The 14,841-nt window shown below is 63.3% G+C and carries 14 protein-coding genes and 2 pseudogenes; 3 read left to right on the forward strand and 13 right to left on the reverse strand.

Features of this window, described 5'->3' with window-relative positions; translation table 11 throughout:
* Positions 1-24: 24 nt before the first annotated feature.
* From FJ490_RS24975 to FJ490_RS25000, 6 genes are all read right to left on the reverse strand, one after another.
* Entirely contained in the window at positions 25-969 is a 945-nt protein-coding gene (locus FJ490_RS24975) for a threonine/serine dehydratase (protein WP_140499646.1), read from the reverse strand.
* Positions 966-1,982, reverse strand: a complete 1,017-nt coding sequence (locus tag FJ490_RS24980) for a succinylglutamate desuccinylase/aspartoacylase family protein (protein ID WP_140499644.1) — start codon at positions 1,980-1,982, stop codon at positions 966-968. Before FJ490_RS24980 ends, FJ490_RS24975 begins: the two co-directional genes overlap by 4 nt.
* A gap of 79 nt (positions 1,983-2,061) precedes the next feature.
* Positions 2,062-2,850: a transporter substrate-binding domain-containing protein gene (locus FJ490_RS24985; RefSeq protein WP_140729070.1), complete on the reverse strand. Its 789-nt coding sequence runs from the start codon at positions 2,848-2,850 to the stop codon at positions 2,062-2,064.
* A gap of 35 nt (positions 2,851-2,885) precedes the next feature.
* Positions 2,886-3,617, reverse strand: a complete 732-nt coding sequence (locus tag FJ490_RS24990) for an amino acid ABC transporter ATP-binding protein (protein ID WP_140499643.1) — start codon at positions 3,615-3,617, stop codon at positions 2,886-2,888.
* Entirely contained in the window at positions 3,604-4,254 is a 651-nt protein-coding gene (locus FJ490_RS24995) for an amino acid ABC transporter permease (protein ID WP_140499641.1), read from the reverse strand. Before FJ490_RS24995 ends, FJ490_RS24990 begins: the two co-directional genes overlap by 14 nt.
* Positions 4,251-4,922, reverse strand: a complete 672-nt coding sequence (locus FJ490_RS25000; RefSeq protein ID WP_140499639.1) for an amino acid ABC transporter permease — start codon at positions 4,920-4,922, stop codon at positions 4,251-4,253. The genes FJ490_RS24995 and FJ490_RS25000 overlap by 4 nt, the downstream gene beginning before the upstream one ends.
* Positions 4,923-5,044: 122 nt before the next feature.
* On the opposite strand from FJ490_RS25000, the gene FJ490_RS25005 reads away from it, so the two are divergent.
* The gene (locus FJ490_RS25005; RefSeq protein ID WP_181165404.1) at positions 5,045-5,806 is read left to right on the forward strand and encodes an IclR family transcriptional regulator; all 762 of its coding nucleotides are present in this window, start codon (positions 5,045-5,047) and stop codon (positions 5,804-5,806) included.
* A 6-nt stretch (positions 5,807-5,812) separates the two neighbouring features.
* On the opposite strand, the gene FJ490_RS25010 is transcribed toward FJ490_RS25005, so the two are convergent.
* Positions 5,813-6,970: a Xaa-Pro peptidase family protein gene (locus FJ490_RS25010; RefSeq protein ID WP_140523182.1), complete on the reverse strand. Its 1,158-nt coding sequence runs from the start codon at positions 6,968-6,970 to the stop codon at positions 5,813-5,815.
* On the reverse strand, positions 6,970-8,169 hold the full coding sequence (locus FJ490_RS25015) for a RidA family protein (protein WP_140523185.1): 1,200 nt from the start codon (positions 8,167-8,169) through the stop codon (positions 6,970-6,972). The genes FJ490_RS25010 and FJ490_RS25015 overlap by 1 nt, the downstream gene beginning before the upstream one ends.
* Before the next feature lie 123 nt (positions 8,170-8,292).
* Here FJ490_RS25015 and FJ490_RS25020 point away from each other — a divergent pair, with 123 nt between their 5' ends.
* A complete protein-coding gene (locus FJ490_RS25020; protein WP_140499631.1) occupies positions 8,293-8,889 on the forward strand; it encodes a TetR/AcrR family transcriptional regulator in 597 nt (198 codons plus the stop codon).
* A 91-nt stretch (positions 8,890-8,980) separates the two neighbouring features.
* Here the strand turns inward: FJ490_RS25020 and FJ490_RS33260 are convergent.
* The 5 genes and pseudogenes from FJ490_RS33260 to FJ490_RS25040 form a co-directional block, all read right to left on the reverse strand.
* Positions 8,981-9,214, reverse strand: a pseudogene (locus tag FJ490_RS33260) (transposase); the annotation flags it as partial.
* A gap of 148 nt (positions 9,215-9,362) precedes the next feature.
* Positions 9,363-9,621, reverse strand: a pseudogene (locus FJ490_RS33265) (IS110 family transposase); the annotation flags it as partial.
* Positions 9,622-9,842: 221 nt separating this feature from the next.
* Positions 9,843-10,778, reverse strand: coding sequence for a choline/ethanolamine kinase family protein (locus FJ490_RS25030; protein WP_140729071.1), 936 nt, complete (start codon positions 10,776-10,778; stop codon positions 9,843-9,845).
* Positions 10,779-10,787: 9 nt separating this feature from the next.
* Positions 10,788-11,873: a phosphotransferase gene (locus FJ490_RS25035; RefSeq protein WP_140523191.1), complete on the reverse strand. Its 1,086-nt coding sequence runs from the start codon at positions 11,871-11,873 to the stop codon at positions 10,788-10,790.
* 132 nt (positions 11,874-12,005) lie between these two features.
* Positions 12,006-12,770 (reverse strand): DeoR/GlpR family DNA-binding transcription regulator, encoded by a 765-nt coding sequence (locus FJ490_RS25040; RefSeq protein ID WP_140729072.1) that lies wholly within the window; start codon positions 12,768-12,770, stop codon positions 12,006-12,008.
* Between the two features lie 471 nt (positions 12,771-13,241).
* On the opposite strand from FJ490_RS25040, the gene FJ490_RS25045 reads away from it, so the two are divergent.
* On the forward strand, positions 13,242-14,795 hold the full coding sequence (locus tag FJ490_RS25045; protein ID WP_140523193.1) for an ABC transporter substrate-binding protein: 1,554 nt from the start codon (positions 13,242-13,244) through the stop codon (positions 14,793-14,795).
* Positions 14,796-14,841: the final 46 nt, after the last annotated feature.

The following is a 14,841-nucleotide window of genomic DNA, read 5'->3' on the forward strand; positions in this document are numbered from 1 at the left end:
TTCGCTGCTGACATTCGGTCAGCTCTATCCTTGAATTCCATCTGGTCCGGCGCCGCAGATGATGGCACAGACGCACTCGCCTGAGCTGAACCGCACCCGACCCTCCGCAATTGCGGCAACCGCGGCAGCACCGCTTAGATCAGCCGCAAGGCCCATCTCGAACCACAAGCTTTTGGCGGCGCACAGCATCTCGGAATCGTCGACAAGCACGATCTCATCGACGCTATCGCGCACAATGTCGAAGATGCGATCGTCGGTTTTGGCGCAGGCCATCGTCGCGACAGATGTCGTGATCTTGTCCAGGGCCACATTGTGTCCGGCTTCGAGGGCGCGCAGCAGCACCGGCGAGCCTGTGGCCTCAATTCCAATAACGCGCACATGCGGCGCCAGCGCCTTGATCGCTGTCGCCACGCCGCTGACCAGCCCACCGCCGCCCATGGCGACCAACACTGTCGTCACATCCGGCATCTGGTCGAGGATTTCGAGGCCGACCGTGCCTTGCCCGGCGACCACAGCCGGGTCGGCGAAGGGATGGAAATAGACGGCGCCGGTTTCGCGGACGAAGGCTTGCGCGGCCTCGTTGGATTCGTGCCAGGCCGAGCCGACAATGTGGGTGGCCGCTCCCCAGGCGCGCAGCTTCTCGATCTTGGCCGGCGAGGCGTTGGTCGGCAGGAAGATGGTGGCCGGCACACCGGCCATGAGGCCCGCGCGGGCGGTGGCTATGCCATGGTTGCCACCCGACGCGGTGACGATGCCATGCTCCAGCGCGGCGGGGTCGAGCGAGAGCAGCCTGTTGGTGGCGCCGCGTGCCTTGAACGATCCGGTGACCTGCAGCAGTTCCAGCTTCAGCAGCAGGTCGACGCCGCCGGCCAGCGGCGTCTTGAGGTTGCCGGCGGCAATCATCGGCGTACGCCTGACATTGCCTTCGATGCGCGCGGCGGCAGTACGGATGTCTTCCAGCGCGATCACGCCAGCTCTCCTTCATAGCGCGTAGCGACGGTGACGCAGCAATTGCCGACAACGACACGGCCGGGCTGGCGGCGGCCATAGACGATGCCGTCCGAGAGGTAGCGCACGGTCTCGGGCGCGCGGCCGGGGTCGGCCAGGTCGTGGATGCGGCCGGCGTCCTGGCCAGCATGGACCTCGGCGCCCAGCGCGTGGAACGGTTCGAACACGCCATTGGTGGTGGCCAGCACATAGCCGTCATGGCCGGGAATGCGCAGGATGTTTTCGGGCCTCGCGGCAGGCGGCCTGCCTGTCGGCGGCAGCACGCCGAGGTGGCTCAGCACATTGCGCACGCCCTTGCGGCAGATGCCGAGCGCGTCGAGCGAGACCGTGCCGGCGCCGGCCATCTCGGTGCCGACCGTGGTCAGCCCGGCCCGCACCGATGTGGCCGTGGAGGTGCGCGGCTCGCCGAGATTGTCGATGACGACGGTGAGCGGAGCATCGAAGGCGAGCACCGCCTCCGTGTTGCGCTTGCGGTGGGCGGCGTCGGGCGCCGGCTCGATGATGGCGCTGGGCAGGATGTTGAGCGAGGAACCGCCGGAGTGAAGATCCATATAGGCATGCCCAAGCGGCATGACGACGTCGCTGACATAGGCCGAGATCTGCTGGGTGATGGTGCCGGTTGGATCGCCTGGGAACGTGCGGTTGAGGTTCAGCCCGTCGACGGGCGAGGTGCGGCGGCCGGCCAGCACGGCCGGCAGGTTGATCGCCGGCAGGAAGATGATGCGGCCGCTGACCATGCCCGGGTCGAGATCGCGGATGAGTTCGCCGAGCGTGATCGGCCCCTCATACTCGTCGCCATGGTTACCGGCCTGCAGGATGACGGTCGGCCCGCTGCCGTTCCGGATCACCGCGAGCGGAATGCGGGTCGCGCCCCAGGCGTCGTCATGCGGCGAATGCGGAATGTCGACGAAGCCGATCTGCTTGCCGGAACGGTCGAAATCGATGGTGGTGCGGGCGGTGGACATGCGGGCCATGTTTCTCTTTGAAACTCTAGGGGATGGAGGTGGCGAGGGAGAGGCGGCGAGGGCGGAAAGGCCCCCGCCGCCGAAGAAGTCAGATCGGCGGCAGGGTCGGCAGCGTGGTGCCGATCCACTTCTGCGACAGCGCCGAGAGCGAGCCGTCGAGCATGCCGAGATGGATGTAGGTGTCGAGCCAGCGAAGCAGCTCCGGGCTGCCCTGCTGGATGCCGATGTAGCAGGGCGAGAATTGCAGCATGAATTTGGGTTTCAGCTGCACCTTGGCGTCCTTGTCCATCAAATCCTTGGCCACGACATCGGCGGTGGCCAGCAGTTGCGCCTGGCCGGAGGTGAAAGCGGCTGCGGCGGTGGCGTCGTCGTCGAAGCGCACGATCTTGGCGTTGGGCGCGGCCTTGGTCAGTTCGAGATCCTGCGTCGTGCCGCGCGCCACCGCGATGGTCTCGTCCTTGAGCTCGGCCGGGCTCTTCACCGTGATGCTGTCGGGGCCGAAGACGCCGATCGAAAGCGCCGCATAGGGCGAGGTGAAGGCGATCTGCAGCGCGCGTTCCGGCGTCGCGCCCATGGCGGCGATGACGATGTCGAGGCGGTCGGTGACCAGATAGGGCACGCGGTTGGCGCCGGTGATCTGCTGCAGTTCGAGCTTGACGCCCAGCGCCTCGGCGATCTTCCTGGCCATGTCGACATCGAGGCCGACCGGCTCGTTCTTGGCGTCGACCGAACCGAAGGGCGGCACGTCGATCGGCACGCCGATGCGCACCGTGCCAGCGGACAGGATTTTCTGCAGGTCGGCCGCTCGCGCCGGCATTGCCGAGACGGCGCCGGCCAGGAGCACGGCTGTGACGATCCTGGTGAGATGCTTGAACATGGAACTTCCCCTTTTTCTGGTTGGACTTTCTTTTCCTAGTGAAGGACGGCGCTCAGGAAGCTCCTGAGTTCGGCCGTACGAGGCTCGAGCAAGGTCTCACGCGCTGGCCCATCCTCGTGGATGCGGCCCTCATGCATGAAGATCACGCGGTCGGCGACGTTCTTGGCAAAGTTCATCTCATGGGTGACGAGCATCATGGTCATGCCTTCGCTGGCGACGCTTTCGAGCACGCGCAGCACTTCGCCGACCAGTTCGGGGTCGAGCGCCGAGGTGATCTCGTCGAACAGCATCAGGGTCGGCTGCATGGCCAGCGAGCGCGCGATGGCTACGCGCTGCTGCTGGCCGCCGGACAATTCGTCGGGATAGGCAAGCAGCTTGTCGGCGAGGCCGACCTTGGCGACCACGGCGCGGGCGACTTCGCGGGCGGCCGGCGTGTCGAGCTTGCGCACCAGCTTCAGCGCCAGCGTGACGTTGCGCTCGACATTGAGATGCGGGAACAGATTGTAGCTCTGGAATACCATGCCGGCGCGCTGGCGCAGAAGGTTGAGGTCGGCCCTGGGCGCGGTGACGTCGATGCCGTCGACGACGATGCGGCCGGCCTGCACCTTCTCCAGCCCGTTGATGCAGCGAAGCATGGTCGACTTGCCCGAGCCGGAGCGGCCGATGACGGCGACGATCTCGCCTTTTTCCACGTTGAGCGAGATGCCCTTCAGCACCTCGATGGCGCCGAAGCGCTTGCGGATATCGGCGATTTCAACGAGCGACATGAAGTCTCCTTTCCAGCATGCGGGCGAGCTGGGAGAGGGAAAAGCAGATGACGAAATAGATGGCGGCGGCGGTGAGGTAGACCGGCAGCGGGGCAAAGGTCGCGCCGCTGATGATCTGGCTGGCGCGGGTCAGTTCGACGAAGCCGATCAGCGCGGTGAGCGAGGTGTTCTTCACCAACTGGACGAGGAAGCCGACGGTCGGCGCGACGGAGATGCGGATCGCCTGCGGCAGCACGACATGGCCGAGGCGCTGCGCGTAGGTGAGGCCGAGCGCGGCACCCGCCTCCCATTGCCGCTGCGACACCGATTGCAGGCTGCCGCGCCAGATCTCGCCGAAGAAGGCCGAAGCGTAGATCGACAGGGAAAGTGCCGCCGCCGTCCAGGCGTCGACCGAGAGGCCGATCAGCGGCAGGCCGAAGAAGAAGACGAAGAGCTGGCCGAGTAGCGGCGTGCCCTGGATCAGGTTGATCCAGGCGATGGCCAGCCAGTTGAGCGGCTTGAATGGGATGACGCGCAGGACGGCGACGACGATGCCGAGCAGCCCGCCGCCCACCGTGGCGGTGAGCGCCAGCAGCATCGTCCAGCGCGCGGCCTCGATCAGGTAGACGATATCGGTGCCGCCAAATTCGCGGATCATCGGCGCGGCCTCCTGACGAAGACCATCCAGTAGACGCCGGCGAAGAAGGCCCGGAAGCCCAGGGTCAGCACGAGATAGGAAATGGTGATCAGCGTGTAGGTCTCGAAGGAGCGGTAGGTGCGCGAGTCGATGAAGGCGGCCTGGTGGAACAGCTCGGTGGCGCCGATGGAGGAGACGACGCTGGTGGTCAGCATGATCAGCACGAACTGGCTGGCCAGCGCCGGGTAGATGGTCTTGACCGCCTGGAACAGCACGACATGGCGGAAGGTCTGGCCGGCGGTGAGGCCGAGCGAGCGGCCAGCCTCGACCTGGCTCTGGCGCACCGACTGGAAACCGGCGCGCAGGATCTCCGCGCCATAGGCGCCCATGTTGATCGACAGCGCGATCAGCGCAGCGGTGTTGGCGCCAAGCTTGATGCCGATCGAAGGCAGGCCGAAGAAGACGATGAACAGCTGCACCAGCAGCGGCGTGTTGCGCAGCGCCTCGACATAGACGCGAGCGCAGGCGCGCAGCGGCATCAGCGGGCTGATCGAGGCCATGGCGACGATCAAGCCGATGGCAAGGCCGCAGAGCATGGTGACGACCGAGAACTGCAAGGTCAGCAGCACGCCTTGCACAATCTCGGGGATATAGCGCAGCAGGACATCAAATTTGAAATTATAGCTCATGGAAGTAGAGCGTCCCCCTATGCAACTCCAGGCAGATCGCTATTTTCCGCTCGGATTTGCTGGACACCACGCTATCGTCGCTTCATATGTGACGTCAAGCGTCATCTATGAAGCGGATGCAAATGACGGACGACAAGCTGAATTACAGCGCGCCGGCCCTGGAAAAGGGGTTGGATATCCTCGAATTGCTGGCCAATGCCGGCCAGCGCATGGGCACGCGCCAGATCGCCGAGGAACTGGGGCGATCGAAGAACGAGATCTTCCGCATGGTCCATGTGCTGCTTGCGCGCGGCTACCTCCAGCGCGATGAGGGCGGCGAGGGGCTGATGCTGTCGAACAAGCTGTTCGGGCTTGGCATGCAGACGGCGCGCGCCCGCGACCTGGTCAGCACGGCGGCCCCCATCGTCGAGCGCTTCGCCGAGGAGGTGCACCAGGCGGCGCATCTGGTCGTCGCGCATCGCGGTGAAACCGTCATCATCGCGGCGGCATCGGGCGGGGCGGACATGAACTTCTCGCTCAAGCTCGGCTATCGCCGGCCGCTGGCGGATGCCCATTCCGGCCTGGTGCTGATGGCGTTCCAGCCCAAGCCCGTGCGTGACCGGATGATCGCCGAATGCCTGATGCTGATGCGTGAGCCGCCGGACCCGACGACGCTCGCCGCCGAACTCGACGCGGTGCGCGAGCGCGGCGCCATCATCCACGAGAGCCGCGACATCATCGGCGTGACCGACGTCGTCTGTCCGATCATCGCCGGCGACGGGCGCGCCGTGGCCTGCGTGACGGTGGCGGCGGTCAGCCGACGCAGCGCCGCGCCCAATTTCGAGGCCATGCTGGCGCGGCTGAAGCTCGCTTGTGCCGAGATCGCGCATGAGCTTGGAGGGTAGGGAGGCTCAGCCCGCGACGATGATGTCGCGCGGCGTGCGGGACAGCACCTCCGCACCGGCCGTGGTGACAAGCACATTGTCGATGATGCGGGCGCCAAGGCCTTCGGCGCCGATATAGACCGGCGGCTCGATGGTGACCACCATGCCGGCCTTCAGCATGTGCGGGCTGTCGCCGATCATGTGCAGCGGCTCGGCCCAGCTCGGCGGAAAGCCTGGCCCCAGCGCATAGCCGGACGTGTGGACACGGCAGGCTTCGAGCCCGGCCTCGCCGATGACGGCGCGGGCCGCCTGGTGCGGCACGGTTGCCGGCACGCCGTCGCGAATCGCCGCGATCATGGCGTCGCCGGCGCGCAGCACGATGTCGTGCAGTTCGGCCATGCGCGGCGTCGGCTTGCCCAGCGCGAAATTGCGGCCGATGGTGGCTGTGTAGCGGTTGAAGGTGGCGCCGAATTCGAGATTGCCGAAATCGCCATGTTCAAGCCGGCGCGCGGTCGGCGCGCCGTGGCTGTAGGCGGAGCGCGGGCCGGAGACGAGGTTGATCGGGCTGGCGGCGATGCCGCTGCCGTTGCGCAGCAAGGTCTCGTGGATGGTGCCGGCCAGCGCCAGTTCCGACAGGCCCGCCGCGAACTCGCCGGCAAAACGCTCCATGCCAAGGTCGGCAAGGGCCGCCGCGCGCCTGATATAAGCGATCTCGGCCGGCGACTTCACCAGCTTCAGGCCGGCGATCAGTTCCGTCGCCTCGGCAAGCAAGGTATCGCCGATGACGGCGCGAAGGCCGAGACAATGATGTGGGTGAAGATAGTAGGCCGGCACTTCGAGGCCGACGCGCCTGCCTAGCACGTCGTGGCGCCGCGCCACGTCGGCGAAGGCCGCGACCGGATCCTCGTTCTCGCCGCCGCCGAAGCCATGCACCTCGTCGGCAGCTGAATCCGTTTCGAATTCGTGCACTTCGCCCTGGCGTGTCAGCACGACGAGCGGCTCGTTGCGCGCGCCGACCAGCAGGCATTGGAATTCCTGGTAGCTCTTGGCGTCGCTGCCGGTCAGCCAATGGATGGAGGCGGGGTGAACGGCAATCAGCCAGTCGAGGTCGCGTGCGGCCATGGCGGCGCGGACACGCGCCAGACGATCGGCGAATTCGGCGGCGGTGAAATCGTGTTTCGACATTAGCCTCGCGTCACCGCCATCGCCTCGATCTCGATCAGCAGGTTCTCGAAGGCAAAGCCGGCGACGCGGATCGCAGTCACCGCCGGACCGGGCTCGGGGAAGAATTCGCGCTGCACGCGGGCAATCACCGCGCGCGTCGCCTCGATCCCGGCCCAGCTGCCTTCGGCGTGATAGTAGATATAGAGCTTGGCGACGTCGCTTTCGTCGAGCCCGCCTTCGGCCAGCGTGCGGCGGATGAACTCGAAGACGTTGCGGGTCTGCGTCTCCATGTCGTCGCCGACGGCCTGCGCCTTGTTGTCGGCCGAGATCTGGCCGCCGATCAAGGCGAGCCCGCCAATCTTCCAACCTTGCGTGAACTGGGTGTTGGGAATGCTCCAGTCCCAATGGTTGGCCGGCTGCAGGCGCTGCTTGTCGTCGCCGAGCATGCCGATGCCCTCGACCTGGATCAGTTCGCCGGCATTGCCCATGCCCTGGATGCGCAGTCCGGCACCGGCCGCCGAAGGCACCGACATGTAGCGGCGGCGCACATTGGTCATCTTCTCCCAGTAGTCGGTGACCTCGCGGCCTTCGCCGAAAAAGCGGAAATAGGTGTTCTGGCGCATCAGGCTGTGGCGGTCGCCGCCGCCCGACCGCAGCATGGTGTCGAGGTTGCGGAAGGCCTCGTCGGTCTGCACCTCGATGTCGCCGAGCCCGAGCACATTGCCTTCGGCATCGAGCGAGCGCTGGCCGCCGACAAACAGCATGTCGCCGACCTTCCAGCCATGGACGAAGGGCAGCTCCCTGCGCCAGCGCCAGTGACCCGGGGGGTCGAGCAGTTCGCGCTTGCCGCCGATCACCACCCAGGCGTCGACCATCAGCAGCGCGCCCTCGCGGTCGAGGCCGCAGCGGATTTCGGTGGTGGTCGGGCCGGGAGCGGTGAAACAGCCGGCGCGCACGGCATCGAGTTCGTCGAGCAAGGCGCCCACGGCATCGGCCTTGCAACTGAAATAGATGTTGTGCTTGACCACATCGGTCATGCCGGCGCCGGCCTGGGCGAGAAGGGCCGCCAGCCGATCGAAAATGACGCGCGCCTGACCCGTTATGCCGGTTGCGACGATATTGCCGCTGACGTCCGTCGCCATCAGCCCGCCGATGAAGACCAGGTCACCGGCGCGGACGGCCTGCGGCGCCGATCCTTCGATATCGCTGAATGTCCGCATCCGCACCACGTATCCTCCCGCTGATTTTCTACTTACTTACCTGCAAGTCAGTGTTCCGTCAAATGCTGGGGATGCAGCAAAGCTTCGGCGTCCACGGCCAACGCATTTGGCTATGATGGAAGCATGGACGAGACCGACACCAGACAGGCGATCAAGGATACGGCGCTGGAGCTTCTGGTGCGCCACGGCTATCGCGGCACCAGCTTCGGGGATATTTCGGCGGCGCTCGGCACGACGCGCGCCAACATCCACTATCATTTCGGCAACAAACAGGCGCTCGTCGACGAGGTGCTTGACGACTACATGCAGGCGACGCTGAGCGGCTTGCGGGCTGTCTGGTCGCATGAGGGGTCAAGCCTCGAGGAGCAGGTCGAGGCGATGATCGCCTACAGCCGCGCCCGCTTCCGGCATTTCAACCCAGCCGGCACAGAAGGGCAAAACTGGAGCCTGATTTCGAGGCTGCGGCAGGATGCCGACCTCCTTGATGCCGACGGCCAGAAGATGCTCGGCCATTTCAGCGCGGAGCTCTCGGCGTTGTTTGCCGGCGCGCTGTCGGCGGCGGGCCGGCGCGGCGAGTTGTCGCCGAATGTCGTGCCCGGCGACGCCGCGCTGCTGTTCGCGGCGATCGCCGACAACGCCGCGCCAATTACACTGGGCGAAGGTGGCTTTGACGCGTTGGAGAAGACCTATCGCAGCCTGATACGGATGATCCAAATCTGACTCACCGAAACGACAATGTGAAACCCCATGTTATAGCAGTGAGCCTCGCTTCCTCTGACATTCTGTCTGAAGAATTGGTCGTCTGCTCGGCTTACCTTGAGACATTCTCGGTTGCTGGCTTAATCAGCCCCGCAAGTGTGATCTTGGTCATGAGCTTGTGCTTGGACTTGTCGTGGTGGCGATAGTCCTTCCAGCGGAAGCTGACCAGAACTCCATGATCCAGGCTCACGAGGCGGCTGTTGGCGATGGCGACGCGGTAGGTGTAGCGACCAAGGTAGGCGAGGACCTGTTTTGGACCGCCGAACGGGGGCTTGGCGTAAACGACCACTCGATCCGCTTCAGTCCAGCCAGTTGGGCGCAGAAAGTAGCAGGGTCGGCCAGGCTAGCGAGATCGCTGAAGAAGCGAAGCTGGCCGGCGTCGAAGGCGTCTCGGAGGCGCTCTAGGAATAGGCGGTGACAATCGGGCGGTTACTCTATGCTGATGGTTTCGTCAGGAGAGCTCCTTCTATAACGACTCCGGAATTCACGTATTTCCACAGCGCAACAAACAGTTTCCGAGCGAGGGCGACCATGCCGCCTTCTTGCACCGGCCACCATTCGGGATGACTCGCGCCCTGAACCACTGGCTCAGTGCGAATTGGGTTGATGGGGCACCCAGACCCACGCAACCTAGACAAGCGTCGGCCGGAGCCTAGGATTGCCGGACTTCGAGACTCCCTGCTCGCAATTAATTAATCTGCCCACTCTGCTCAACCGGCCACGGTCTTCCTCCTCCGGCGTTGGCACTCGCAACATTGCGCAAACCCGAGGCTCCCGCGGTTGTGGCCAACAACGAAGCTGACGGTCTGCTTTCAGCGCAGAAAGCAGTCATTCCACCGGTGGCCTCCACTGCCCAGATGTAGCAACAATCCTCGAATGGCAAGGGAAGCCTCGAGCCAGAAGCTGGCGGGCTCCTACAGGGACGTGAGGGCGCGGTCCCAATATGGATTCTGAAGGGTCGAGCGCAGGCGCATCTGCTTCCACACGCCGTATTTGTAGAAGTCGAAGTCGATGCTCGAGGTAATGTTCTGGACCATGCACCACAGCGACCATTTCAAGTCGCCCAGCATCTGGTAGACAAACATGCGCGCCTTGGTGCTGGCTTCGACGCGACCGAAATAACATTCGATCGCCTCATCCTGCATCACGTCGCTCAGGACCATTTCCCCACACCAGGTGGCGAGATCGCAGCAGCGGTCGTTGTTCGACGCGTATTCGAGGTCGACGATCAGGATCCTGTCTTCAGTCAGCAGGAAGTTAGCTGGTGCCGGATCGTTGCAGCAAGGAACGATGTCCAGTCCTGACGCTTCCAGCGCGGCGCGAGCGGTGCGGTACTTCATGTGAATGGTAGGAAAATCGTGCGGGAATGCCGCCCCGAGCTCACGCAATTGAACGATATGTTCATCGATCATGTCAAACAGGGTCTTGGTTAAGCGAAGCGGGGCAGAATTGTTGAAGGTGCGGAACAAGTTAATAGTGGGCGCCCTAATCTCGGCGGAGTGGAAGTCGCGGGTGGTGCAGGGACGAGACCGCTCTACAAAGTCGCTGATTTCCACGCCGCGGTCGCTGAGATCACTATAGATCCGAGGCCCGATGCCAAGTTCGTGCGCGCGCCTGCCGGCCTCGAGCGAAGCTCTCCGATCGATAAACTTCTCGGTCCCGGGGCCTGGCATCTTAAGGAAAAACGTCTGACGCTCACCTCCGATCCTGACGTGCCAGTTAGAATTGCTAAAGCCCCCGAAGATTGGCCGGTAAAAGATGTCTTTGCCCTGCCATGGGGGTACCAAGGAAAGCATTGTTTCCAATGCCAGTTCGGAGGCCGATTGGCCTTCTCCGCACTTCCGTTCCATGAAGGGTTCTCAGAGCATTCGGGCGTACGAGCCGAAATCGAGGCTTCCGAGCGCGGCGCGGCAGCGGATGAAGCGCCAGAACCCGTAGCGGTAAAACTCGACATCCTTGCGCTGCGAGGTGGCGTCCATCACGAGACCCCAGAGACCCCATGCGAGATCGTCGGCGATCGCGTAGAGACGCACGCGACGGAGACTTGCCGGCCTCGGCGTGCCTTCGAACATTTCGAGGGCCGGGAGGAAGTCCTTCTCGTCTTCGAAAACCTCGTTGATCAGGATCCCGATCTCATAATAGGGGTCGACGTTGCCGGCACCGTCGAAGTCCACGAGCTCGATGCGACCATCCGGCCCGATGAGGATGTTCGAGGCCAGGCCGTCGGCATGGGAGGGCACACTGTCGACCCCCGATGCGGCGATCATGCGCTCAAAGCGCAAAACCTGCTCGAACAGGACCGGAAGGTCGGGAGGAGCCTGGGCCACGAGCCGATCGCATTCCTGCTTCAGCGCGCGGATCCGGTCGAACGGCGACACCGGGATCGTGAAGCGCAGTCCGCCGTGGACCCTGCGCTTAACACCTATCACCTCATTGAGGACGTCCAGCTTTTTCAGGTCGCTGACACGGGCGGTCGCCCAGCCGTCGCGATATTCCATGATGCAGGTCGCGCGCCGCGCATCGATGGCAAGGATCTTGGGCGCGCAGCCGAGGCCGGCCGCTTTGCGCTGCGCATCGAAGGATGCGGCCGCATCGATGAAGCGGCGCTGGTCGGGCTGAATGGTTTTGAGCAGGAGCGACGGATGCTGGCCATCGACCGACAGAAGCAGGCGGGTGCTGTCCACGCCACGATGCGACGGGACGAGAATGCCCGGCTCCATCTCCTGTGCCGATCTGCACAGCTGCGGTCCGGCACCAGAGCAGGCGGGCTCGTCGGGCGTCACAAGACAGAGGTCGGCCGGCGCCGTGAGGTCATCCGCAAAAAGGGAACGGACTTCTTTTGTTGCGGACGGGAGACGATGAATGTCCATCGGGCCGATGCGGCGATCCATACCCTTTCGCGACAGACCAATTTCCATGAAGCCAGCGGAACCCTTGTAATCCAAGCAAGCACAACCGACCAGCGACGGCCCGTCCACGAAAGGGAGCGGGGGACAGGCGCGCCAGCAGGAAACGCAATGCTATATCTATGCGGGCGTGAGTAAAGTGCCGACGTGCCTATCGGCGCCGAGATGCACTTAAACGCGGATGAGGTCGACGCCCAGTTCGGCGAAGCGCTGGACGAATTCTTCGCCGACACCCTTAGTGGTGATGACATGTTGGGCGTCGGCAAGGCCGAATGCACGAACCGAGCCGAAGCGTCCGAACTTCGATCGATCGGCTACCATGACGGTGGTGCCGGCCTGACGCCTCGCCTCATCGTGCAGTGCAACCTCGTCCTCACCAAAGCCCATGAAGCCGTGATCGACATGGACGGCGCTGGCACCCATCAAAGCCAGGTCGAACCTGTGCCCTTTCAGCGCGGTAATGGTAGAATGCCCGAATGTGGCCTGATATTCCGGCACCATCGGACCGCCGAGCACGCGGACACTGGTGCCCCAGCCGTGGGAGAAAAAATGCGCCGCAATGGCGATGGAGTTCGTGAAGATCGTCAGGTCTGCATGCTTGTCAAGGTGCTTCACGCAGGCCAGCGTAGTGGTTCCCGAACTGACGAAGATCTTCATACCGTTCTGGATAAGGCTGGCAGCCCTTTCGGCGATCAAGTTTTTTTCCAGCGCATTGACCCGGCTGCGCTCGCCAAACGGCTTGTCCCCCTCTTTTGGCGTCAGTACCGCACCGCCGTAGACGCGCCGAGCCAAGCCATTTGTTTCGAGTAGACGCAGATCGCGCCGGATGGATTCCGGACTGACTTCGAGGCGATCGGCGAGCAGATTGACACTCGCGCGCTCATTCGCGCGCAGTATTTCCAGGATTTTTTCCTGGCGAAACTCAGAAAATCTCATGGACCGAATCTGCCTGTGACCATTTGGGTCTTTCCGGACTTAACATATCCCCGAGCACGTCGAACACTGCGAGATGCCGGAAGACCGAAAATCCCGGCGCCAAGCTAGTCGACATGCTCAAACCAGTCAAATCCGTCTTAGTCGCTCAACAGTCCTAGGGTCTAACAGCCTTGAGATTTAGACCTGTTCGGGACTGGGCACTCGCCGAGAGTAGGCCAAGCCGCGCTTGACCACAGGCAAATGTGTCGATATTGGTGTTTTTGACCGATTTGTGTGTTTTGAGAAATTGGATCGGTTTGAGGATGGATCTGGCGTCCAGTCAGGATTTGGAAGGCTCGTCTGGCAATGGCGAATAAGTGCCATGCTGCAGGTCGAAGGATGGAGTTCAACGGGCCGGCGCCGAGCGGGTCCTAGAAAACTAAACCGCACATCGGCAAAACAACCGCCGATACAAAAAGGGGAACAGGATCAATGATTACGCGTAGAGACATTATGGTTGGCGCGGGCGCGCTTGGCGTGGCCGGCGTGCTCGGCAAGCTCGCGGTGCCGGCCAATGCGCAGGGCAAGAAGTCACTCGTGCTCGCGTCGATGGGGCCCGTCACGGGTAATTGGGATCCGACTTCCCACACGACCCTTGGTCAGGGCAATTTCGAAAAGTTCGTCTTCAATGCGTTGACGCGTGCCCCGATGCGGGACGGCGAGGCGGACCTGCTCGAACCCGCGCTGGCGGAAAGCTGGAAGCTGATCGATACCAACACGTTCGAGTTCAAGCTGCGCGACGGCGTGAAATTTCACGACGGCAAGGAATTCAGCGCCGAGGACGTAAAGGCGACGCTCGAATACTCCTGCGACCCGGCCCGCCCGGCGGCTTCCTTTTGCCCCGGAAAGGTCGATGTCGAAATTGTCGATCGCCTTACGGTGCGACTGCACACCGAGAAGCACGGCTATCCGGCATCGGCTTGGTGGTTTATTTCAAGCGTGATCCCGATCCTCTCGGCGAAGGATGTTGCTGATCCGAAGATTCTCCAAAAGCGTCCGAACGGCACGAACGCCTTCAAGTATGTCGAGACCAACGGCGACAAAAATATTCTTCACGCCTATGACGACTTCTTCGGCGGGCGTCCGAAGATCGATGAGGTCGTCTATGCCTATGTTCCGGATGCCAACACGCGGGTTCTCGGCCTCTTGAACGGCCAGTACCACATCGCCGAACGTCTCGAGCCGGAACAGTACGCATCGCTCGCCGGAAATCCGAAGGTCACCACTCGCAAGGGTCTCACGACCGAGAACAAATATCTGCATTTTCGCTGCAACAAGGCGCCCTTCGACGATCCGCGCATCCGCCTGGCGGCATGCCATTCGATCGATCGCAAGCAGATCCTCGAACTGATGGGCGAAGCGGCGCTCGAGTCAAGCTGTTACGTCTCCCCGATGAAGTTCGGCTTCACCGACATCAAGGGATATCCAGACTACAATCCCGAGGAAGCGCAGCGTCTGCTGGCCGAAGCCGGCTTCCCGAACGGGGCGGGGCTGCCGCAGCTCGAATATATCACTTCGATCGGCTTCTATCCCAAGACCAAGGAGTATGGCGAACTGATCGCCGCGATGCTCCAGGAGCAGGGCTTCAACGTGCAGTTGACGGTGCTCGAGCCAGCGGCCTGGGAAGTGGCGATCTATCGCCGCGCCGACGGTCAGGGCCAGGGCCATATGTGCGACGTCGGCTGGATGACGCCGTCGCCTGAGCCGGACCTCGTCCTGCGGCCCAACTGGCACTCCAGCGCGGCGCTGATTTCGGGCATCAATGATCCCGAGATCGACGCGGTCCTGGACAAGGAGCGCAACGCGCCCAATCCGGAACAGCGGCTGAAGATCCTCACCGAGGAAACCTTCCCGACGATGGCCAAGAAAGTCCCAAGCTTCTCACTGTTCTCTGCGCTCACCTTCCACGGCGCCGCCAAGAACCTTGAAGGCGCGGTCTACCTGCCCTACGGACCTATCGACCTGTCGAAGGCGGATCTCGTCTAACCTTTGGCCCAGCAGCGTCGCCATCCGGCGGCGCTGCTCCTTCGTG

It is taken from the genome of Mesorhizobium sp. B2-5-11, from assembly GCF_006440835.1.
Classification (GTDB): Bacteria; Pseudomonadota; Alphaproteobacteria; order Rhizobiales; family Rhizobiaceae; genus Mesorhizobium.